Annotated in this window: 21 protein-coding genes and 1 tRNA gene; 16 read left to right on the forward strand and 6 right to left on the reverse strand. The window is 67.7% G+C overall.

From position 1 onward, the window contains the following. Window positions 1-429 (reverse strand): LysR family transcriptional regulator (locus tag G3N94_RS29280; RefSeq protein ID WP_205796307.1); only part of this gene is annotated, 429 nt, incomplete at its 3' end. A gap of 144 nt (window positions 430-573) precedes the next feature. Here G3N94_RS29280 and G3N94_RS29285 point away from each other — a divergent pair. The 12 genes from G3N94_RS29285 (at window position 574) to G3N94_RS29340 (ending at window position 15,149) form a co-directional block, all read left to right on the forward strand. Continuing rightward, entirely contained in the window at window positions 574-1,605 is a 1,032-nt protein-coding gene (locus tag G3N94_RS29285; RefSeq protein WP_205796309.1) for an alpha/beta fold hydrolase, read from the forward strand. A 41-nt stretch (window positions 1,606-1,646) separates the two neighbouring features. Further along, window positions 1,647-2,411 (forward strand): 4'-phosphopantetheinyl transferase superfamily protein, encoded by a 765-nt coding sequence (locus tag G3N94_RS29290; protein ID WP_205796311.1) that lies wholly within the window; start codon window positions 1,647-1,649, stop codon window positions 2,409-2,411. A 314-nt stretch (window positions 2,412-2,725) separates the two neighbouring features. Beyond that, window positions 2,726-4,249, forward strand: a complete 1,524-nt coding sequence (gene hutH / locus G3N94_RS29295) for a histidine ammonia-lyase (protein WP_205796313.1) — start codon at window positions 2,726-2,728, stop codon at window positions 4,247-4,249. Between the two features lie 4 nt (window positions 4,250-4,253). Beyond that, window positions 4,254-4,949 carry a histidine utilization repressor gene (gene hutC / locus G3N94_RS29300; RefSeq protein ID WP_205796315.1) on the forward strand — a complete coding sequence of 232 codons (696 nt, stop codon included), beginning with the start codon at window positions 4,254-4,256 and terminating at the stop codon, window positions 4,947-4,949. A 38-nt stretch (window positions 4,950-4,987) separates the two neighbouring features. Further along, window positions 4,988-6,676, forward strand: coding sequence for a urocanate hydratase (gene hutU / locus G3N94_RS29305; protein WP_205796317.1), 1,689 nt, complete (start codon window positions 4,988-4,990; stop codon window positions 6,674-6,676). A gap of 3 nt (window positions 6,677-6,679) precedes the next feature. Continuing rightward, complete coding sequence (locus G3N94_RS29310; RefSeq protein ID WP_205796319.1) at window positions 6,680-7,312, forward strand: HutD family protein; 633 nt, start codon at window positions 6,680-6,682, stop codon at window positions 7,310-7,312. A 4-nt stretch (window positions 7,313-7,316) separates the two neighbouring features. Beyond that, a complete protein-coding gene (gene hutI / locus G3N94_RS29315) occupies window positions 7,317-8,540 on the forward strand; it encodes an imidazolonepropionase (protein ID WP_205796321.1) in 1,224 nt (407 codons plus the stop codon). Between the two features lie 59 nt (window positions 8,541-8,599). Beyond that, window positions 8,600-9,976, forward strand: coding sequence for a formimidoylglutamate deiminase (locus G3N94_RS29320; RefSeq protein ID WP_205796323.1), 1,377 nt, complete (start codon window positions 8,600-8,602; stop codon window positions 9,974-9,976). Window positions 9,977-10,034: 58 nt separating this feature from the next. Further along, on the forward strand, window positions 10,035-10,832 hold the full coding sequence (gene hutG, locus G3N94_RS29325; protein WP_205796325.1) for an N-formylglutamate deformylase: 798 nt from the start codon (window positions 10,035-10,037) through the stop codon (window positions 10,830-10,832). 708 nt (window positions 10,833-11,540) lie between these two features. Next, window positions 11,541-12,350 (forward strand): gamma-glutamyl-gamma-aminobutyrate hydrolase family protein, encoded by an 810-nt coding sequence (locus G3N94_RS29330; protein WP_205796344.1) that lies wholly within the window; start codon window positions 11,541-11,543, stop codon window positions 12,348-12,350. Window positions 12,351-12,362: 12 nt separating this feature from the next. After that, window positions 12,363-13,700 (forward strand): glutamine synthetase family protein, encoded by a 1,338-nt coding sequence (locus tag G3N94_RS29335; RefSeq protein ID WP_205796327.1) that lies wholly within the window; start codon window positions 12,363-12,365, stop codon window positions 13,698-13,700. A 51-nt stretch (window positions 13,701-13,751) separates the two neighbouring features. Further along, window positions 13,752-15,149, forward strand: coding sequence for an aspartate aminotransferase family protein (locus G3N94_RS29340; RefSeq protein WP_205796329.1), 1,398 nt, complete (start codon window positions 13,752-13,754; stop codon window positions 15,147-15,149). Between the two features lie 113 nt (window positions 15,150-15,262). Here G3N94_RS29340 and G3N94_RS29345 read toward each other — a convergent pair. Next, window positions 15,263-15,337: transfer RNA gene (locus tag G3N94_RS29345), tRNA-Val, on the reverse strand. 83 nt (window positions 15,338-15,420) lie between these two features. Beyond that, complete coding sequence (locus tag G3N94_RS29350; RefSeq protein WP_205796331.1) at window positions 15,421-15,903, reverse strand: Lrp/AsnC family transcriptional regulator; 483 nt, start codon at window positions 15,901-15,903, stop codon at window positions 15,421-15,423. A 215-nt stretch (window positions 15,904-16,118) separates the two neighbouring features. Between G3N94_RS29350 and G3N94_RS29355 the strand changes: the two genes are divergently transcribed. From G3N94_RS29355 to G3N94_RS29370, 4 genes are all read left to right on the forward strand, one after another. Then, entirely contained in the window at window positions 16,119-17,330 is a 1,212-nt protein-coding gene (locus G3N94_RS29355) for an amino acid aminotransferase (protein WP_205796333.1), read from the forward strand. A gap of 55 nt (window positions 17,331-17,385) precedes the next feature. Next, window positions 17,386-17,772 (forward strand): RidA family protein, encoded by a 387-nt coding sequence (locus G3N94_RS29360; protein WP_205796335.1) that lies wholly within the window; start codon window positions 17,386-17,388, stop codon window positions 17,770-17,772. A gap of 59 nt (window positions 17,773-17,831) precedes the next feature. Further along, window positions 17,832-18,902 carry a porin gene (locus tag G3N94_RS29365; protein ID WP_205796337.1) on the forward strand — a complete coding sequence of 357 codons (1,071 nt, stop codon included), beginning with the start codon at window positions 17,832-17,834 and terminating at the stop codon, window positions 18,900-18,902. Window positions 18,903-18,982: 80 nt separating this feature from the next. Beyond that, on the forward strand, window positions 18,983-20,401 hold the full coding sequence (locus tag G3N94_RS29370; protein WP_205796339.1) for an amino acid permease: 1,419 nt from the start codon (window positions 18,983-18,985) through the stop codon (window positions 20,399-20,401). Window positions 20,402-20,505: 104 nt separating this feature from the next. Here G3N94_RS29370 and G3N94_RS29375 read toward each other — a convergent pair whose 3' ends face one another. From G3N94_RS29375 to G3N94_RS29385, 3 genes are all read right to left on the reverse strand, one after another. Continuing rightward, entirely contained in the window at window positions 20,506-20,781 is a 276-nt protein-coding gene (locus G3N94_RS29375; RefSeq protein ID WP_124598750.1) for an oxidative damage protection protein, read from the reverse strand. A 43-nt stretch (window positions 20,782-20,824) separates the two neighbouring features. Continuing rightward, entirely contained in the window at window positions 20,825-22,201 is a 1,377-nt protein-coding gene (argA, locus tag G3N94_RS29380) for an amino-acid N-acetyltransferase (protein WP_205796341.1), read from the reverse strand. A gap of 8 nt (window positions 22,202-22,209) precedes the next feature. Further along, a partial coding sequence (locus G3N94_RS29385; RefSeq protein WP_205796342.1) for a hypothetical protein occupies window positions 22,210-22,440 on the reverse strand: 231 nt, incomplete at its 5' end.

A 22,440-nucleotide genomic window follows, 5' to 3' on the forward strand; every position in this document is an offset into this window, starting at 1 on the left:
TCCTTCGGCGCGCAAATCGAGTACCTTGTCGTTCGCGGCGACGCGCAGGTCGATCTCAGGCAGGCGCGCCTGCAGCCGGCCGAGGCGCGGCAGCAGCCACAGCGCGGTGACGCCGATGCTCGCGGTGATCGTGACAGGCTGGCGCTCGCGCGCGGCGGCGAGCGTGCCGACCGTGTCCTGCAGGCTGCGCAGCGCGGCGTCGGCGACGCGGAACAGGCGCTCGCCTTCGGGCGTGAACGCGATCTTCCGGTAGCCGCGCTCCAGCAGCGCGACGCCGAGGTGCGCCTCGAGCGCATGCACCTGGCGGCTGACCGCGGATTGGGTGACGCACAGATCCTGCGCGGCGAGCGTGATGCTCATGCGGCGGCCGACGGCGACGAAGCCGCGCACGAGATCCAGCGACGGAAGACGGACAAGAGGCGTTGACATGCGTTGGACTCATGCGAACGGAGCCGCAAGATTGGTTGAGTTCGCGCGGCGCGTCAAGTTCAATGGAGGCGGACGGGGCCGCGCGCGCAGATGGCGCGACGCAGCCGAGATGAGCCGGGCAACCGGCTCGAGCCTGGAGACAAGATGAAGAATTCGAACCAGACGGCCCGCGAACGGCGCGACGAGCGTACCGCAGGCCCGCTGCCGCCGGAGCCGGTGACGCTGCACGCGGCGGACGGCTATGCGCTGCGCGGCCACGTATGGCGACATCGCGCGGCCGCGGCCGGGCGGCCGGTCACGGTCGTGAACTGTGCGACGTCGGTGCGCTGCGACTATTACTTCCGCTTTGCCGCGTGGCTGTACGCGCACGGGCACGACGTGCTGGTCTACGACTATCGCGGCATCGGCGGATCGCGCCCCGCGCGGCTCGCGGGCCTGCATGCGAACTGGCTCGACTGGGGGCGGCTCGACTGCGAGGCTGCGCTGAAGTACGCGCGCGACCATTTTCCCGGCCAGCCGCTCGACGTCGTCGCGCACAGCATCGGCGGCTTCGCGCTCGGGCTCGCGCCGTCGAACGTGTACGTGCGGCACGTGCTGACGGTCGGCGCGCAGTACGCGTACTGGCGCGATTACCTGCCGGTCGAGCGGCGGCGCATGTGGTGGAAGTGGCACGTCGCGATGCCGGCGCTCGCGGCGGTCTGCGGCTATGTGCCCGCGAAGCGGCTCGGCTGGATGGAGGACACGCCGCGCGGCGTCGCGCTGTCATGGGCGCGTTCGCAGCCGCATTTCGAGGACGGCTACACGCGCGGCCCGCATGCGGAGAGCGTCGAGACCCGCGCCGGGCTGCCCGCGCGCTTCGCGGCGATGACCGCGCCGATGCTCGCGATCGGCCTCGAGGACGACGCGTTCGGCACCGTCGCCGCGATCGAGCGGCTGGTCGGCTATTACACGGGCAGCGACGTCACGCATCTGCGGATCGCGCCGCGCGATATCGGCGTTGCCGCGATCGGGCACTTCGCGTTCTTCCACAGCCGCTTCACCGACACGCTGTGGCCTGTCGCGCTGCACTGGCTGCAGCACGGCGTGCTGCCGGCCGATGCGCCGGGTGCTGTCCATGCGCTCCATCCGGCGGCGCGCTCGCGGCATGGGTACGCGAGTGCGGCGGTGAACGGCTGATCGATTAACATCGGACGTTTCGCCCCGCAGGCCACGTGTCGATGTCCACCCCGTCCGTTCCCGATTCCTCCGCCGGTGCGCAGCGCGCGTATCACGGGTATCGCGCGCATGCGCTCGACGTGCCGCCGGCCGCGCGGCGCGCGGGCGTGCAGGTCGTGCGTATCGATTTCGACTGGCGCGAGCCGCTCGCGTCGCCTGCCTACGCGGCGCTGTGCGATGCCGAGCGCGAACGCGCCGGCCGATTTCTCCGATGGGAGGACACGGTGCGCAGCGCCGCGACGCGCGCCGCGCTGCGCGACGTGCTCGGCCCGCAGCTCGGCGTTGCGCCGCATGCGGTGGCGCTCGTCGTCGGCGAGTCCGGCCGCCCGGCGCTCGATCCCGCGCATCGCGCGTCGCTCGATTTCAACGTGTCGCACGCGGGCGATCATGCGCTGATCGCGTGGTCCGCGGCCTGCCGCGTCGGTGTCGACATCGAGCGCAGCGGCCGCGCGATCGACTGGCGCGCACTGGCCCGCGAGGTCTGCACGCCGGCCGAAGCCGCATATCTGGACAGCCTGCCGGACCCCGCGCGTGCCGCCGCGTTCATGCGCGTGTGGGCCGCGAAGGAAGCGTTGCTGAAGGCGCTCGGCACGGGCATCGTCGGCGGGCTTCGCGCGTTCGCGGTCGTGCCGCCGCGCGACGCGGCGACGCCGTCGATGCAGGTTGTAGCACCAGCCGCGCCCGCGGCCGGCGTGGCCGCGTTCGACGCCGCGTGGCTCGACGCGGCGCCCGGCTACGCGGCGTGCATCGCGTGGACGCGCGGCTGACTGCCACTCACTCGAGCGGCGCGTCGTCTCGTGCACGTGAGCAGGCGCGTCGTCGCGACGAAGAACGTGGTCGAGAACGCAACCTGAGCGTGGCGCACGGATCATGGCGGCGTCCCCGGAGCGGGTGGGGTGATTCGTATGTTGCAAATAATTAAATAAATACGACATTCGATATGCCGGTCAGCCGACCAGTCGGGCGATTCCGGGCATCAGGGAAACTCCCGAGTCGAAATCGGTGAAAAACCACTTGTCTATACAAGTTCGGGTCACTACACTGCAATCCATCCCGAACTTGTCTAGACAGGATTGCTCACATGATTACGTTGACCCCCGGCCACCTGACCCTCCCGCAACTGCGCCAGATCGCACGCCAACCCGTGCAGCTCGCGCTCGACCCGGCAAGCTTCGCGAAGATCGACGCAGGCGCGAAGGCCGTCGCCGACATCGCCGCGAAGGGCGAGCCGGCCTACGGCATCAACACGGGCTTCGGCCGCCTCGCCAGCACGCACATTCCGCACGACCAGCTCGAGCTGCTGCAAAAGAACCTCGTGCTGTCGCACGCGGTCGGTGTAGGCGAGCCGATGGCGCGCTCGTCGGTGCGTCTGTTGATCGCGCTGAAGCTGTCGAGCCTCGGCCGCGGCCACTCGGGCATCCGCCGCGAAGTGATGGACGCGCTGATCAAGCTGTTCAACGCCGACGTGCTGCCGCTGATCCCGGTGAAGGGCTCGGTCGGCGCATCGGGCGACCTCGCGCCGCTCGCACACATGTCGGCCGTGCTGCTCGGCGTCGGCGAAGTGTTCATCCGCGGCGAGCGCGCGAGCGCGGTCGACGGCCTGCGCGTCGCGGGCCTCGCGCCGCTGACGCTGCAGGCGAAGGAAGGCCTCGCGCTGCTGAACGGCACGCAGGCATCGACCGCACTGGCGCTCGACAACATGTTCGCGATCGAAGACCTGTACCGCACCGCGCTGGTCGCGGGCGCGCTGTCGGTCGACGCGGCGGCCGGCTCGGTGAAGCCGTTCGACGCGCGCATTCATGAACTGCGCGGCCACCAGGGCCAGATGGACGCGGCGGAGTCCTACCGCGCGCTGCTGGAAGGTTCGGCGATCAACCTGTCGCACCGCGACTGCAGCAAGGTGCAGGACCCGTACAGCCTGCGCTGCCAGCCGCAGGTGATGGGCGCGTGTCTCGACCAGATGCGCCATGCGGCCAACGTGCTGCTCGTCGAAGCGAACGCCGTGTCTGACAACCCGCTGATTTTCCCGGACACCGGCGAAGTGCTGTCGGGCGGCAACTTCCACGCTGAGCCGGTCGCGTTCGCGGCGGACAACCTCGCGCTCGCCGCATCGGAAATCGGCGCACTGGCCGAACGCCGCATCGCACTGCTGATCGATGCGACGCTGTCGGGCCTGCCGCCGTTCCTCGTGAAGGATGGTGGCGTGAACTCGGGCTTCATGATCGCCCACGTGACGGCTGCCGCGCTCGCGTCGGAAAACAAGACGCTCGCACATCCGGCATCGGTCGATTCGCTGCCGACGTCGGCAAACCAGGAAGACCACGTGTCGATGGCGACGTTCGCCGCGCGCAAGCTCGCCGACATCGCCGACAACACGAAGCACATCCTCGCGATCGAGCTGCTCGCCGCCGCACAGGGCGTCGACCTGCGCGCGCCGCACCACACGAGCCCGAAGCTCGCGGAAGTGATGGAAACGATTCGCGGCAAGGTCGCGCACTACGAGCTCGACCACTACTTCGCACCGGACATCGCGGTGATCGCGAAGCTGGTCGACGAGCGCGCGTTCGCGAAGCACAGCCCGTTCTCGTTCGCGTCGGAACAGTAACGCGATGAGCGCACCGGTCTACCAGGAGATCAAGGACTTCATCCTGGCTCGCATTCACGCCGGCGATTGGGCGGAAGGCGACCAGGTGCCGTCCGAGAACGAGCTGGCCCGCGAGTTCAAGGTCGCGCGCATGACCGTCAACCGCGCGCTGCGCGAGTTGACGGCCGAGCAGGTGATCACGCGCGTGCAGGGTGCCGGCACGTTCGTCGCGCGGCCGAAGTACGAGTCGACCCTGGTGGCGATCCGCAGTATCTCCGAGGAAGTCGCGGCGCGCGGTCATGCGTATCACGCCCGCGTGCTCGGCCTCGCGATGGTGAAGGCCGACGAGGCGCTCGCGGACGAGATGCAGGTCACGGTGCGCGCGAAGCTGTTCCATTCGCAGGTGCTGCATTTCGAGAACGACGAGCCGGTGCAGCTCGAAGAACGTTGGGTGAATCCGGCCGTCGCGCCGGATTACGCCGAGCAGGATTTCACGAATACGACGCCGAACCAGTACCTGATGCGCGCGGCACCGCTGCAGCGCGTCGAGTACCGGATCGAAGCGGCCGCACCCGCGCAGCCGATGCGCGAGCAGCTTCGGATGGACGACGTCGAACCGTGTCTGGTTTTACATCGGCGCACCTGGTCGCAGGGCGTCGTCGCCTCGGTGGCGAATTTGTGGCATCCCGGCAGCCGTTATCGCTTCACCGGGCATTTCTGAATCCTATTGATTATCCATTTCCTTCGGGAGCAGTCGTCATGAACCATCCGAAACACATCGATCCCCGTCTCGATCCGACGCGCACGATCCGTGCGCCGCGTGGCAGCGAGAAGGTCTGCAAGACCTGGCTCGCCGAAGCGGCATACCGGATGATCCAGAACAACCTGGATCCGGAAGTCGCCGAGCACCCGCACGCGCTCGTCGTGTACGGCGGCATCGGCCGCGCGGCGCGCAACTGGGAATGCTACGACCAGATCCTCGCGTCGCTGAAGGACCTGAACGAAGACGAGACGCTGCTCGTGCAATCGGGCAAGCCGGTCGGTGTGTTCCGCACGCACAAGGATGCGCCGCGCGTGCTGCTCGCGAACTCGAACCTCGTGCCGCACTGGGCGACCTGGGACCACTTCCACGAGCTCGACCGCAAGGGCCTGATGATGTACGGCCAGATGACGGCCGGCAGCTGGATCTACATCGGCAGCCAGGGCATCGTTCAGGGTACCTATGAAACCTTCTTCTCGGTCGCGAACCAGCACTTCAACGGCGACCCGTCGGGCCGCTGGATCCTGACGGGCGGCCTCGGCGGCATGGGCGGCGCGCAGCCGCTGGCAGCGACGATGGCCGGCTTCTCGATGATCGCGGTCGAATGCGACGAGACGCGCATCGACTTCCGCCTGAAGACGCGCTACGTCGACAAGAAGGCGACGACGCTCGACGAAGCGCTCGGCATGATCGAGGAAGCGAAGCGTACCGGCAAGCCCGTGTCGATCGGCCTGCTCGGCAACGCGGCCGACGTGTTCGCGGAACTCGTCACGCGAGGCATCACGCCGGACTGCGTGACCGACCAGACGAGCGCGCACGACCCGATCAACGGCTACCTGCCGCAAGGCTGGACCGTCGCGCAATGGCGCGAGGCGCAGAAGGTCGATCCGCAAAGCATCGTGAAGGTCGCGAAGCAGTCGATGGCCGTCCAGGTGCGCGCGATGCTGGCGCTGCAGGAGCGTGGTGCTGCGACGCTCGACTACGGCAACAACATCCGCCAGATGGCGCTGGAAATGGGCGTCGAGAACGCGTTCGACTTCCCGGGCTTCGTGCCGGCGTATATCCGCCCGCTGTTCTGCGAAGGCAAGGGTCCGTTCCGCTGGGTCGCGCTGTCCGGCGATCCGGAGGACATCTACAAGACCGACCAGAAGGTGAAGGAGCTGATCCCCGACGATCCGCACCTGCACAACTGGCTCGACATGGCGCGCGAACGCATCGCGTTCCAGGGCCTGCCGGCGCGGATCTGCTGGGTCGGCGTGAAGGATCGCTATCGCCTCGGCCAGGCGTTCAACGAGATGGTGAAGAACGGCGAACTGAAGGCACCGATCGTGATCGGCCGCGACCACCTCGACACGGGTTCGGTCGCGAGCCCGAACCGCGAGACGGAATCGATGAAGGACGGTTCGGACGCCGTCAGCGACTGGCCGCTGCTGAACGCGCTGCTGAATACCGCAGGCGGCGCATCGTGGGTGTCGCTGCACCACGGCGGCGGTGTCGGGATGGGCTTCTCGCAGCACTCGGGCGTCGTGATCGTCGCCGACGGCACGGCTGAAGCACACGAGCGTCTCGGCCGCGTGCTGCTGAACGACCCGGCGACGGGCGTGATGCGCCATGCGGACGCCGGCTACGAACTCGCGCAGCAGACGGCCCGCGAAGCCGGCCTGAAGCTGCCGATGCTCGGCCGCTGAGCGATGACGGCGCTCGATCAGGCGCCGGCAGGCGCGACGGGCACGACGCTGATTCGCGCGTCGTCGCTCGTCGCGTCGCCGTGGAAAAACGGCGGTGGCGTGACGCGCGAGATCGTCGCACATCCGCCGGGCGCGGCGCTCGACGCGTTCGCGTGGCGCGTGAGCGTCGCGGACGTCGGCGCGGCGGGGCCGTTCTCGCGCTTTCCCGGCATCGACCGCACGCTGGTGCTGTTGTCGGGCGCCGGCATGACGCTTGCCGAACAAGGCGGCGCGCAGCATGTGCTCGATGCGCCGCTCGCGCGCGCGGATTTCGCGGGTGAGACGGCGATCGACGCGACGCTGCACGACGGCGCGACGCGCGACTTCAACCTGATGACGCGCCGTGCGACGACGCGCGGATCGGTCGCCGCGTGGCGCGTCGGCACGCATCGCGTCGAGCGTGCGGACACCGTGCTGCTGTTCTGCGCGGCGGGTACGGTGCAAGTCGTGCTCGACGGCGCAACTCATACGCTTGAAGAACTGGACACGCTGCGGCTCGACGGGCCGCAGCGTGCGTTTGACGTCGCGGTGAGCGGCGACGGCGCGCTGCTCGCCGTGTCGCTCGTCGTGTCACCTGCGGCTGCCGATACGAACTGAACGCATGAAACCGACTGTCTGGCATCACCTGAGGCTGTGTCCGCACGGCCATCCCGACGAGACGATCGACGACGCGGCGATCGCTGTCGACGAAACCGGCACGATCGTCTGGCTCGGCGCGTTCTCCGCGCTGCCGAACGGTTATGCGCACTGGACGCGCGAGGACCTGCACGGCGCATGGGTCACGCCGGGGCTCGTCGACTGCCATACGCACCTCGTGTACGGCGGCACGCGCGCGGACGAATTCGCGCAGCGCCTCGCGGGCGTCAGCTACGAGGAGATCGCGCGGCAGGGCGGCGGGATCGTGTCGACAGTGCGCGCGACGCGCGACGCCGACGAGGCGACGCTGTTCGTGCAGGCCGCCGCGCGCCTGAAGCCGCTGCTCGCCGAGGGCGTGACCGCGATCGAGATCAAGTCGGGCTACGGGCTCGACCTCGCGAGCGAGCGCAAGATGCTGCGCGTCGCGCGCCAGCTCGGCGAACGCTTCCCGGTGACGGTCTATACGACCTTCCTCGGCGCGCACGCGTTGCCGCCGGAATACGCGGGCCGCGCGGACGCGTACATCGACGAAGTCTGCAACCGGATGCTGCCGACGCTGGCCGACGAAGGGCTCGTCGATGCAGTCGACGTGTTCTGCGAGCGCATCGGCTTCTCGCTCGCGCAGACGGAACGCGTATTCGAAGCGGCCTCGCGCCGCGGGCTGCCCGTCAAGCTGCACGCGGAGCAGTTGTCGAACGCGGGCGGTACCGCGCTCGCCACGCGCTACCGCGCGCTGTCCGCCGACCACCTCGAATTTCTCGACGAAGCCGGCATCGAGGCGATGAAGGCGGCCGGCACGGTGGCCGTGCTGCTGCCCGGCGCGTACTACTTCATTCGCGAGACGCAGTTGCCGCCGCTCGAGCTGCTGCGCAAGCACGGCGTGCCGATCGCGCTCGCAACGGACCACAATCCGGGCACGTCGCCGCTCGAATCGCTGCTGCTGACGATGAACCTCGGCTGCACGCTGTTCCGCATGACGGTGCCCGAAGTGCTGCAGGGCGTGACGCGCCATGCAGCGGCGGCACTCGGCCGCGCGGATCGTCACGGCGCGCTCGAAGCCGGCCGCCAGGCCGATTTCGCGGTGTGGTCGGTCGGCTCGCTCGCGGAACTCGCTTACTGGATCGGCCGCCCGCTGTGCGAGCAGGTCGTGCGCGGCGGGACGACCGTGTTTCGTCGTACGAACGGATAGCTTTGCATGGGGTCAGAGTAAGCGCTGAAGCGCTAACTCTGACCGACACAGGACTCACGATGACCGATTCAATGTTGTTCGCAGACCATGCGTACCTGCCTGACGGCTGGCGCCGCAACGTGCTGCTCCGCTGGGACGCGGCCGGCACGCTGAACGAGGTGACGCCTGACACCGATGCGCCGGCCGGCGTCGCGCGCGCGGCGGGCCCCGTTTTGCCGGGGATGCCGAACCTGCACTCGCATGCGTTCCAGCGCGCGATGGCGGGGCTCACCGAATACCGTGCGAACCCGTCCGACAGCTTCTGGAGCTGGCGCGACCTGATGTACCGCTTCGCGCTGAAGATCACGCCCGACGCGCTCGCGGCGGTCGCGCGCTGGCTGTACGTCGAGATGCTGAAGTGCGGCTACACGTCGGTGTGCGAATTCCACTACGTGCATCACGCGCAGGACGGCTCGCGCTATCCGCAGCTCGCCGAGCTCGGCACACGCGTGATCGACGCGGCGCGCGCGGCCGGCATCGGCATCACGATGCTGCCCGTGTCTTACCAGTTCGCGGGCTTCGGCAACAAGCCGCCGCGCGACGATCAGCGCCGCTTCATCAACACGCCCGAGGGCCTGCTCGAACTGCTCGACGCGATGCGTGGCGCAGCGCCGGAAGACGGCACGCTGCGCTACGGCGTCGCGCCGCACTCGCTGCGCGCGGTGTCCGAGGGCGGGTTGCGCGTGCTGCTCGACGGGCTGCCCGCCGATGCGCCCGTGCACATCCATATCGCCGAACAGACGGCCGAGGTCGACGACTGCGTGCGCACGTACGGCGCGCGGCCCGTGCAATGGCTGCTCGACCGTTTCGACGTCGATGCGCGCTGGTGCCTCGTGCACGCGACGCATGTCGACGCGACCGAGACCGAGGCGCTCGCGAAGCGCCGCGCGGTAGCGGGCCTGTGCCTGACGACCGAGGCGAACCTTGGCGACGGCGTATTCCCGGCCGTCGACTATCTGGCGCACGGCGGCGTGATCGGCGTCGGTTCCGACAGCCATGCGTCGGTCGACTGGCGTGCCGAGCTGCGCCTGCTCGAATACGGGCAGCGGCTCGTGCATCGCGCGCGCAACGTGCTCGCGAGCGACACGCAAGCGTACGTCGCGGACCGCCTGTTCGATGCGTCGCTCGCAGGCGGTGCGCAGGCGAGCGGTCGGCGTATCGGCGCGCTGCGCGCGGGCTGCCGCGCCGACTGGCTCGTGCTCGACCCCGATCATCCGGCGATTGCCGAGCACGACAGCGCCGCGTGGCTGTCCGGCGCGGTGTTCGCCGAGCACGGCGACACGCCGGTGCGCGACGTCTACACGGGCGGCGACTGCGTCGTGCGCGAACGCCGCCATCGCGACGAAGCCGCCGCATATGCCGATTACCGCGCCGCGCTGGCGCAACTGCTGCGCTGACGCGCGGCATCCGGCGCGCGCCACGGTGCGCGCCGTTCGAACGACACGGTGAACCGACATGACCGACCAACCGGCTGTATTCACGCTGAAGCAGGGCACGTTGCCGCTGCTGATTTCGATTCCCCACGCGGGCACGTTCATTCCGGACGACATCGCGGCGACGATGACGCCCGACGCGCGCTTCGTCGACGACTGCGACTGGCACCTCGAGCGCCTGTACGGCTTCGCCGTCGCGCTCGGCGCATCGGTGATCGTGCCGTCGCACGCGCGCTATGTCGTCGACCTGAACCGGCCGCCCGACAACGAGAACCTGTATCCGGGGCAGGACACGACCGGGCTCGTACCGGTCGATACGTTCGACAAGGCACCGCTCTATCCGGCCGGCGCGCTGCCCGACAACGACGAGATCCTGCGCCGCCGCGACCGCTACTGGCTGCCGTACCACGACGCGCTGCAGGGTGAGGTCGCGCGCCTGAAGCGCGAGCATGGCCGCGCGCTCGTATGGGAGGCGCACTCGATCCGCTCGCACGTGCCGCGCTTCTTCGAAGGACGGCTGCCGGACTTCAACTTCGGCACTGCGAACGGTGCGAGCGCAACGCCGGGGCTCGCGGAAGCGCTGGCCGCGCGCGTGATCGAGCATGGCAGCTTTACGGCGGTCGCGAACGGCCGCTTCAAGGGCGGCTACATCACGCGTCATTACGGCGTGCCCGACACGGGCGTGCAGGCCGTGCAGCTCGAACTCGCGCAGATCACCTACATGGAAGAGACGCGTCCTTACGCGTATGACGAATCGCGCGCCGCACGCGTATCGCAGCTGCTGCAGACGCTCGTCGAAACCGCGCTCGCGCATCGCTGAACACCGGAGTGCGGCAGGCGGCGCCGCGGCGGACAACGGGCTTCGCCCGCGCGCAACGGCGCCGTGATTTGAGTCACCTCACGAAAAGCGGCATCGATTCATCAGATCGATGCCGCTTTTGTTTTGTACAGGGTTAATACCGATACTGGCGCCTGAAATTTGACGCAATTTTTAGGTGATATAAGCTGAATGTCAGGTAGTCGTCACACACGAGCCGGCGGCGAACACGTTCGCGTACTGCCGCGCCATGCGCCCGGGCTCACGGCGTGACGGTTTGCCGACGTGTCGTTGCGCGGCATCGGCCGCATTCGTTTCACTCGACACGTGCCGACGTCAAACAGTCAGTCGAGTTCGATCGTGAAAGCCGCAAGCCCCTCGATACGCCGGACGCGAAGTCCGTCGGCGGGCGCGCCGCATCGCACCGGTGCTGTCCGGTATGCCGATCGCGGTGCGCGATCCGCCCGCTCAAGCACGTCTCGCGTCATCGTCATGTCCCGCCGCGGCCTGCGCCGCTTCAATCTCGTTTTCACGCGCGCGTTCAGCGCGGTTCAGTGCGACGGCAGCGCGTCGTTGTTGCCCTAGCGTCCTTTGCATCGTCCGTTCCCGGTCGTACCGTGCTCCGCAGCGTCGTGCATGCGGCGTGGTGACACGCGTGTGCCGTCCCGCCGCGCGATACATGGCTGATCCGGCGCCGGAGGAGGGACGATGATGCGTGCGCGTCCTGTCGTTGCCGTGACCGCCGACCGCACGATGCGCGGTGCACATCCGAGTCATGTTGCGGGAGAAAAATACCTGGCCGCGCTCGTCGACGGCGCCGGCGTGCTCGCACTCGTGCTGCCCGCGCTCGGCGTGCGCCAGCCGGTCGATGCGCTCGTCGCCGCGATCGACGGGCTGCTGTTCACGGGCAGCTATTCGAATGTCGAGCCGCACCGTTATGGCGGCCCCGCGAGCGCGCCCGGCACGCTGCACGATCCGGCGCGCGACGCGACCGCGCTGCCGCTGATGCGCGCGGCGATCGACGCCGGCGTGCCCGTGCTCGCGATCTGCCGCGGGATGCAGGAGATGAACGTCGTCTATGGCGGCACGCTGCATCAGCGGCTGCATGCGACCACGGGCTTCGCCGACCATCGCGAGCGGTCGTCCGATCCGCTCGAGTCGCAGTACGGTCCCGCGCACGTCGTGCATTTCGCGACCGACGGCGTGCTGCAGCGGATCGCGCGCGGCGCGCACGAAGCGACGGTGAATTCGCTGCACGACCAGGGCATCGCGCGGCTCGGCGCGGGCCTTGCGGTCGAGGCGACGGCGCCCGACGGGCTGATCGAGGCCGTGAGCGTTCGCGGTGCGCGTGCGTTCGCGCTCGGCGTGCAATGGCATCCCGAGTGGCGGTTCGCCGAGCAGCCGCTGTCGCGCGACATTTTCGCGGCATTCGGCGCGGCGTGCCGCGCGCGCATGACGCATCGTTTCCACGCGGTCCGGCATGGCGCGACGGCGCTGCCGGACCCATCCGACGTCGACTGAAAGAGGCCGATCATGCAACCCGAACTGGGCGAATTCCTGAGACAGCATCGCATCACCGAGGTCGAGGCGATCATTCCGGACATGGCCGGCATCGCGCGCGGCAAGATCATTCCGCGCAACAAGTTCGAATCCGGCGAATCGATGCGCCTGCCGCAGGCCGTGATGGTGCAGACCGTCACCGGCGACTATCCGGAAGACGGCGCGCTGACCGGCGTCACCGATCCCGACATGGTGTGCGTGCCGGATCCGTCGACGATCTGCCTGGTCCCGTGGGCCGTCGATCCGACTGCGCAGGTGATCCACGACTGCGTGCACTTCGACGGCTCGCCCGTCGAGATCTCGCCGCGCCACGTGCTGCGGCACGTGCTCGAGCTGTATCGCGACAAAGGCTGGCGGCCGGTCGTCGCGCCCGAGCTCGAGTTCTACCTGGTCGACATGAACGCCGATCCCGACCTGCCGCTGCGTCCGCCCGTCGGCCGCACCGGGCGCGCGGAGACGGGGCGCCAGTCGTATTCGATCGAGGCCGTCAACGAGTTCGATCCGCTGTTCGAGGACATCTACGAGTACTGCGAGATGCAGGGGCTCGACATCGAGACGCTGATCCACGAAGTCGGCGCCGCGCAGATGGAGATCAACTTCGTGCACGGCGATGCGCTGTCGCTTGCGGACCAGGTGTTCCTGTTCAAGCGCACGGTGCGTGAAGCCGCGCTACGCCACAACATGTACGCGACCTTCATGGCGAAGCCGATGGAAAACGAGCCAGGCTCCGCGATGCACATTCACCAGAGCCTCGCGGATCCGCAGACGGGCATGAACCTGTTCTCCGACGCGAACGGCGACGCCACGCCGCTGTTCCGCAGCTATCTCGCCGGGCTGCAGAAATACACGCCGGCGCTGATGCCGATCTTCGCGCCGTACATCAACTCGTACCGCCGGCTGTCGCGCTTCATGGCCGCGCCGATCAACGTGCAGTGGGGCTATGACAACCGTACGGTCGGCTTCCGGATCCCGCAGTCGAGCCCCGTCGCGCGGCGCATCGAGAACCGCATTCCGGGTGTCGACTGCAATCCGTATCTCGTGTTCGCGGCGACGCTCGCGGCCGGCTATCTCGGCATCACGCAGCGGCTGGAGCCGACCGAGCCGCTCGCGTCCGACGGCTACGACCTGCCGTACCAGTTGCCGCGCAATCTCGAGGAGGGGATCTCGCTGATGGCCGCGTGCACGCCGCTCGCCGGGATTCTCGGCGACAAGTTCGTGAAGGCGTATCTCGCGTTGAAGGAAACGGAGTACGAAGCATTCTTCCGCGTGATCAGTTCGTGGGAGCGCAGGCATCTGCTGCTGCACGTGTGACACGCGATGCTGTACGCGTCATACAGGGATACAGGCATTCTGGAGGACAGCATGACCGACCACTTCGCACACCCCGGCACAACGCCGCGCACGACCGCGCAATATCGTGCGCTCGATGCCGCGCATCACATCCATCCGTTCTCCGACATGGGCGCGCTCAATCGCGCGGGCAGCCGCGTGATCGTGAAGGCGGACGGCGTCTACCTGTGGGATTCGGACGGCAACAGGATCATCGACGGGATGGCCGGCCTGTGGTGCGTGAACGTCGGCTACGGCCGCGCGGAGCTGATCGACGCCGCCGCGCGCCAGATGCGCGAGCTGTCGTTCTACAACACGTTTTTCAAGACGACGCATCCGCCGGTGATCGAACTCTCGGCGCTGCTCGCCGACGTGTCACCGGACTCCTTCAACCACTTCTTCTATTGCAACAGCGGCTCGGAGGGCAACGACACCGTGCTGCGCGTCGTGCACCAGTACTGGCGCGTGCTCGGCCAGCCGCAAAAGAAATACGTGATTTCGCGCAGGAACGGCTATCACGGCTCGACGATCGCGGGCGCGACGCTGGGCGGGATGGACTACATGCACGAGCAGATGTCGTCGAAGGTCGAGCATGTCGTGCATATCGACCAGCCGTATTTCTTCGGCGAAGCGCAGGCCGGCGAAACGCCGGAGGCGTTCGGCCGCGCACGCGCGCAGCAGCTCGAGGCGAAGATTCTCGAGCTCGGCGCGGAGAACGTCGCCGCGTTCATCGGCGAGCCGTTCCAGGGGGCGGGCGGCGTGATCTTCCCGCCGTCGACGTACTGGCCGGAAATCGAGCGGATCTGCCGCCAGTACGACATCCTGCTCGTCGCGGACGAAGTGATCGGCGCGTTCGGCCGCACCGGCGAATGGTTCGCACACCAGTACTTCGGCTTCGAGCCGGACCTGATGACGCTCGCGAAGGGGCTGACGAGCGGCTACGTGCCGATGGGGGCCGTCGCGCTGCACGACCGCATCGCGCAGGCGCTGATCGGGCACGGGGAGTTCAATCACGGGATGACCTATTCGGGCCACCCCGTCGCGGCGGCGGTCGCGGTCGCGAACCTGAAGCTGCTGCGCGACGACGGGATCGTCGCGCGCGTGAAGCGCGACATCGGGCCTTATTTTCAGCGTCGGTTGCGCGATGCACTAGGCGGACATCCGCTCGTCGGCGAGATCGCCGGCACGGGGCTCGTCGCAGGTGTGCAGCTCGCGCGCGACCCGGCGCGGCGCATGCGATTCGACAATGGCGCGGAGGTCGGCTCGATCTGCCGCGACTTCTGCTTCAACGGCAACCTGATCATGCGCGCGACTGGCGACCGGATGCTGCTGTCGCCGCCGCTCGTGATCGGCGAGGCCGAGGTCGACGAGATCGTCGAAAAGGCGAAGCGCGCGTTCGATGCGACTGCGGAGCGGGTGGTGGGGTGGTGATGCGCGATGGATGGGTGGAGCGGCGTTGAAAGCGGGCCGCGAAACTGGCGCACGCATCCGCGCCGGAAAAACGAAAAGGCCCTGCGTCGTGAGACGCAGGGCCTTGAATTCTTTGGTGGGCGGTACTGGGATCGAACCAGTGACCCCTGCCGTGTGAAGGCAGTGCTCTACCGCTGAGCTAACCGCCCAAAGAAGATGAAATTATGTCAGAGCTTTTCGGGTTAGTAAAGCACTTTCTGCAAAATTTTTTACTGCGGTTCGCACAAGTCCGTCAGCCGCCGGTCGACGGCTCGATCAGGTCGAGGATCGAGCCGTCGCGCTTGAGCGTCGCGAGCACGATGCTCGAATTGATCGACATCACGCCGGCCGCGCGGTGCAGCGTGTTGATCACGAAGTCGGAGTAGTGGTCGAGGTCGCGCGCGCGCACCGTCAGCATGTAGTTCGATCCGCCCGTGACGATCTGCGCGGACACCACTTCCGGCCACTGCCGGATCGCTTCGACGAAGCGGTCGTGCCACTCGGGCACGTCCGGTCGCATCGACACGTGCACGAGCGCCTCGAACGCGACGCCGACAGCCTTCGGCTCGATCGCGCAGCGGTAGCCGGAAATCGCGCCGCGCTCCTCGAGCAGTTTCACGCGCCGCAGGCACGCGGACGGCGACAGCGCGACGGCGTTCGCGAGGTCCTGGTTGCTGATCCGTCCGTCCCGCTCGAGGTGCCGCAGGATCCGCATATCCGTTCGGTCGAGATGCATTTCGCAGATTCCGTCGAATTGTGAGATGGGTATCGCAGACTCTACTGCAATTCTCGGAGATCGTCAGCGAAAAGTGAAGCTCATTCTATTTCGTCCTCGATAACATGCGGTCCATACGTCGACCTTGCCGGCGGACGCAGCCGCGTCGCTGGCCGGCCTGGCCGCACGCGGCGATCCGTGCGGCGACGCCTTCCAACCTCAACCGTCATCCCGTCATGTTCGATCACATTCCCGCCTATCCGGGCGACCCGATCCTGTCGCTGTTCCAGGCGTTCCAGCAGGACGCGCATCCACACAAGGTCAATCTCAGCATCGGCCTCAATTACGACGAGGCGGGCAGGATCCCGGTGCTCGACAGCACGCGGATCGCGGCCGAGCACCTGCGCGCCGCCGGCGCGCCGCATACCTATCTGCCGATGGAAGGACTCGCCGCGTACCGGCAAGGCGTGCAGCGCCTCGTGTTCGGCGCCGACTGCGCGGCGCTGGCGGAGGGGCGCATCGCGACGCTGCAGACGCTCGGCGGCTCCGGCGCGATCCGGCTCGGCGCGGAGTTCGTCAAGCGCTATTTCCCGGACAGCGCGATCTGGATCAGCGACCCGACCTGGGACAACCATCGCGTGATCTTCTCGGCGGCCGGTCTCGACGTGCACACGTATCCGTACTACGACGCGCAGACCAACGGCCTTTGCATCGACGCGATGCTCGCGACGCTCGATGCGCTGCCGCCACGCAGCGTCGTGCTGCTGCAGCCGTGCTGTCACAACCCGACGGGCCTCGATCCGGACCGCGATGCGTGGCGCGCGGTGATCGACGTGCTCGCGCGGCGCAGGCTGATCCCGTTCCTCGACATGGCTTACCAGGGCTTCGGCGACGGCCTCGCCGACGACGCGTGGGCCGTGCGCGCGATGACCGACGCCGGGCTGCCGGTGATCGTCGGCAATTCGTTCTCGAAGAATTTCTCGCTGTATGGCGAGCGCGTCGGCGGCCTGTCGATCGTGTGCGCGAGCGCCGGCGAGGCGGCCACCGTGCTGAGCCAGATGCAGGCCGGCGTGCGTCGTACCTATTCGAGCCCGCCACTGTTCGGCGCGCAGCTCGTCGCGACGGTGCTGAACGATGACGCGCTGCGCGCGCGCTGGGAGGACGAGGTCGCCGGCGTGCGCGCACGCATCAAGCGGATGCGCGGTGCGCTGAACGCGCGGCTCGATGCGCGGCTGCCGGGCCGTTCGTTCGACGCGCTCGTCACGCAGCGCGGGATGTTCAGCTACACGGGCATCGGCGCGGCGGACGTCGACCGGCTGCGCGAAGCGCACGGCGTGTATCTGCTGCGCTCGGGCCGCATGTGCATCGCGGGCCTGAACGACGCGAACGTCGACCACGTCGCGAATGCGATCGCCGACGTGCTCGGCACGATGCGCGATGCGGCCTGACCGGATCGCCTGACACCAGCTTGATACCCGCTTGAAACCAGAAACGGAGTTCACGATGCCAGAACTGATTCCAGTCGACCTGCCGAAGCTCGGCCAGCCGTTTTCGTGGGCGACCCGCGCGGCCGGCCTGATGTTCACGGGCCACGGCCCGGTCGATGCGGCCGGCGCGATCGTCGGCGACACGATGACCGACCAGGCGCGCGTGACGCTGTCGAATCTCGCGAAGGCGGCAGCGGCGGCGGGCGCGACGATGGACGACGTCGCGCAGGTGCTCGTCTACCTGTCCGACGTGAAGGACATGCCCGAATTCGATGCCGAGTACCGGCGTCATTTCCGCGAGCCGTACCCGAACCGCACGTGTGTCGGCGTGCAGGGCTTCGCGCATCCGGCGATGCGCGTCGAGCTCGTCGCCTACGTCGCGCTGCCGCCGCCGCGCGCATAGCCGGACACTGCAACCGCAATACCCGACAAACATCACCACAACAAGGACTGGAGGAGAAGATGGCAAGACACCATCGATTTGCACTGCCAATGATGGCCGGGCTGCTCGCATCGGGCGGCGCAATCGCGCAGAGCAGCGTCACGCTTTACGGAATCGTCGACCAGAGCATCCGCTACACGACGCACGCGGATGCGTCCGACCGTGCAAGCGTGCAGATGACCAACGGCGCGATCACGAACAGCCGCTGGGGCTTGAAGGGCAGCGAGGCGCTCGGCGGCGGACTGAAGGCGATCTTCCAGCTCGAAAGCGGCTTCGAACCGCAGAACGGCCAGCTCGACGGTGCGCTGTTCGGCCGCTACGCGTATGTCGGCGTCGCGAGCGACTGGGGGACACTCAGGCTCGGCCGCCAGGCGACCGAGGCGTTCAACCTGTTCGGCGATCTCGATCCGCTGACGGTTGGCAACTACGCGGCGAACATGTGGCCGTACTTCCTCACGCAGGGCCGCGCGAGCAACGTCGTCAGCTACGACGGCAGGTTCGGAGGACTGAACGTCGGCGCGAGCTACGGCTTCGGCGGCGTCGCCGGCAGCATGGGCGCGAACGCGTACTGGGGCGTGCGCGCCGCATACACGCAAGGGGGGCTGATGGTCGGCGCGACCTACCAGCAGGTGCGCGACCTGAACAGCCGCGCACAGCAGACGTGGGGCGCCGGCGCGCGCTACGCGTTTGGCGCGGCAACGCTGTACGCGGGCTATCTCGGCGGCATCGACCGCTCGGGCGTGCTCGACACGGCGCTGCTGAACGCGCCGGGCCGCCAGGTGACTTACGGTTCGTTCGTCGACAATCCGCGCAAGGACAGCATCTTCTACGCGGGCGCGAACTATCGCTTCACGCCGGCCGTGTCGCTGACGGGTGTGGTCTACTACGATGACATCAGGAACGTGAACGGGGTGGCCGGCAACGGCGGCAAGCGCTACACGGGCGTGCTGGAAGCCGAGTATGCGGTGTCGAAGGCGACCCAGGTCTACGCGACGATCGACTACAACAAGGTATCGGGCGGCGCGTTCACCGAGATGCCGGGCCGCGGCAACCAGACAGGCGTCGCACTCGGCCTGCGCCACATGTTCTGAACGCGCTGCACGCGGTGGGCGGCGCAGCGCCGCGCCGCTGCGGTTTCGCGACGACAATCGATTTCGAACGAGGTCACTCGATGAATTCAGAAGGGCAATTCCAGCACATCGTGGCGCGCGAGCAAGGCTTGCGCCGCACGCTTTCCGCACGGCAGATGGCGATGATCGCGATCGGCGGCGCGATCGGCACCGGGCTCTTTCTCGGCAGCGGCTTCGCGATCGGCTTCGCCGGCCCGAGCGTGCTCGTCAGCTACGCGATCGGCGCGTTCATCTCGCTGCTGCTGATGGGCTGTCTCGCCGAGATGACGGTCGCGCACCCGACGTCCGGTTCGTTCGGCGCGTATGCCGAGCACTACCTGAGCCCGTGGGCGGGTTTTCTCGTGCGCTACGCGTACTGGGCGTGCATCGTGCTCGCGGTCGGCACCGAAGTGACCGCGATCGCGCTGTACATGAAGTACTGGTTCCCGGGCGTGCCGGGCTGGCTGTGGATCGTCGGCTTCTCTTCGTTGCTCGTGTTCGTCAACGCGCGCAGCGTCGACGTGTTCGGCTCCGTCGAATACGTGTTCTCGGTCGTGAAGATCGCGGCGATCGTCGCGTTCATCGTGCTCGGCGCGTACGTCGTGTTCGGCAATCCGGAACTGGTCGGCGGCGGCGCCACGCGCGCGGGCTTCCATCACTACGTCGATCACGACGGCTTCTTTCCGAAGGGCATCTGGGGGATGTGGGTGGCGGTGATCGTGTCGATCTTCAGCTACCTGAGCATCGAGATGATCGCGGTCGCGGCCGGCGAAGCGCAGGATCCGGAGCGCGCCGTCACGCATGCGTTCCGCTCGACGATCGTGCGGCTCGTGCTGTTCTATCTCGTCACGCTCGCGCTGATGCTCGCGATCGTGCCGTGGACGGCGGCCGGGCGCGACGAGAGCCCGTTCGTGAAAGTGATGGAGGCGATCCACCTGCCTGGCGCGGCGGGGCTGATCAACTTCGTCGTGCTGGTCGCCGCGCTGTCCGCGATGAACAGCCAGCTCTACATCACGACGCGGATGATGTTCAGCCTGTCGCGCGCGGGCCACGCGCCGAAGGCGCTCGGCGAAGTGAACGCGCGCGGCGTGCCGCTCGGCGCGCTGATGCTGTCGACGCTCGGCATCGCGCTCGCGACGGTGCTGAGCGTGCTGTATCCGGACGCGTCGTTCACGATCATGATGGCGGTGTCGATGTTCGGCGCGCTGTTCACGTGGATGATGATCTTCGTCACCCATTACAGCTTCCGGCGCCGCTGGACCGCGCGCGGCCTGCCGCCGCCCGTGTTCCGGATGCGCGGCTTTCCGCTGCTGACGCTGCTCGGCGCGGGCCTGATGCTCGCGGTGATGGTGACGACGTATTTCACACCGGAATTCCACATGACGCTGATCTTCGGCATCCCGTTTCTTGCGGTGCTGTCCGTTGTGTATGGCGTCTGGTACCGGCGCGCGCAGCCGGTGCTGCAGCCCGGCGCGGAATAGTGCCCGCTCGCAGCGGCGGGCGGACAAATGAAAACGGCATCGTGCGCAGCACGATGCCGTTTTTTTTGTCGCGAGCCGGCTGCAGCCGGCCTGCAAGAACCGCGTCAGCCTTGCGACGGCGGTACGTAGCCCGATGCCTGGTCCGCGCCTTCGCCGAAGAAGTATTTTTCCGTCTGCTTCATCAGATACTGGCGCGCGCGCGGGTCGGCCATGTTCAGGCGGTTCTCGTTGATCAGCATCGTCTGCTGCTTGAGCCAGCCTTGCCACGCCTCTTTCGAGACGCTTTCGTAGATGCGCTTGCCGAGTTCGCCCGGCAGCGGCGGGAAATCAAGACCTTCGGCTTCCTTGCCGAGCTTCGCGCATTGAACCATTCGAGCCATCGTGTACTTCTCCTGTAAGCGTTCTGGGGGAGGGCTGCGGTGCTCAGAGCTGCTTCATCAGCACGAGCGACTTGCGCTGCCAGTTGTAGAGTTTGCGGCGGTCTTCCGGCAGGTCGTCGACGTTTGCCTTGACGAAGCCGCGCTTGAGGAACCAGTGCTCGGTGCGCGTCGTGAGCACGAAGATGTGCGTGAGCCCGCGCGCGCGTGCGCGCTGCTCGATGCGCTTGAGGAGCCGCTCGCCGTCGCCGGAGCCTTGCGCCTCTGGCGACACGGTGAGGCACGCCATCTCGCCGATCTTTTCCTGCTGGTACGGATACAGCGCCGCGCAGCCGAACAGCACGCTGTCGTGCTCGATCACCGAGAAATGGTCGATGTCGCGTTCGATCTGGTGACGGCCGCGGCGCACCAGCGTGCCGTCCGTCTCGAGCGGCTCGATCAGCGACAGGATGCCGCCGACGTCGTCCGGCGTCGCCTCGCGCAGGCTCTCGAGGTTCTCGTACGAGATCATCGTGCCGACACCGTCGTGCAGGAACAGCTCGAGCAGCATGCTGCCGTCGAGCGTTTGCGGGATCAGGTGCGCACGCGTCACGCCGCCGCGGCACGCGCGGATCGAATGCTTCAGGAAGAACGCGTCGTCGCCCTGCACGTTGCCAGAGTCGAGCAGTTCCGCGGCCGCGTCGAGCGACATTTCGCGGACCAGCTCGCCTTCCTCGTCGACGATGCCGGGCCCTTCGGTCAGGAAGATGATCTTGTCGGCGCGCAATGCGATCGCGGCGGCCGACGCGACGTCTTCCATCGACAGGTTGAATGCCTCGCCCGTCGGCGAAAAGCCGAGCGGCGACAGCAGCACGAGCTTGCGGCTCGCGAGCGAATGGCGGATCGACTCGGCGTCGATCTTGCGCACGATGCCCGTGTGCGCGAAATCGACCCCATCGAGAATCCCGACCGGCCGCGCGGTCACGAAGTTGCCGGACACGACGCTGATGTGCGCGTGCGCCATCGGCGAGTTCGGCAGGCCCTGGCTGATCGCGGCCTCGATGTCGAGGCGCACTTCGCCCGCCGCTTCCTTCGCGGATTCGAGCGCGCGCGCATCGGTGATGCGCAGCCCGTGCGAAAACTCGGATTCGACACCATGCAGGCTCAGTTGCTCTTCGACCTGCGGCCGCGAGCCGTGCACCAGCACGATCTGGATGCCCATTGCCTGCAGCAGCGCGATGTCGGACACCAGTGCGTTGAGGAGCCCCTGCTGTACGACTTCGCCACCGAAGCCGACGACGAACGTGCTGTTGCGGAACTTGTGGATGTAGGGCGCGACCGAACGCATCCAGTCGACGAACTGGGCGTGGCTCGCGGCGTCGTCGGGCGTCGCGGGGTTCGCGGCGCCGGACTGGGCGGTGGGGAGGTCGGTTTGGGAATTCATGGCCGGGATTATAATGCGCCCCCATGTCGAATGTACCTAAAAGTCCCGCGCCGCAGCGGGCCAACGCGACGTCGGGCCGGCACCCGGATGGTGCGGCCGACGCGCGTCAGCAGCAGGGCCAGCCGCAGGGTCAGCAGCAGGGTCAGCAGCAGGCGCAGCAGCAAGACCGGCCGCCGCGCCAGCAGCAAGGCCAGCCGCCGCGCAAGCCGCGAGGCGACGAACGGCGCGGCGAACCGCGC

The organism is Burkholderia sp. Ac-20353, assembly GCF_017104785.1.
GTDB lineage: Bacteria > Pseudomonadota > Gammaproteobacteria > Burkholderiales > Burkholderiaceae > Burkholderia.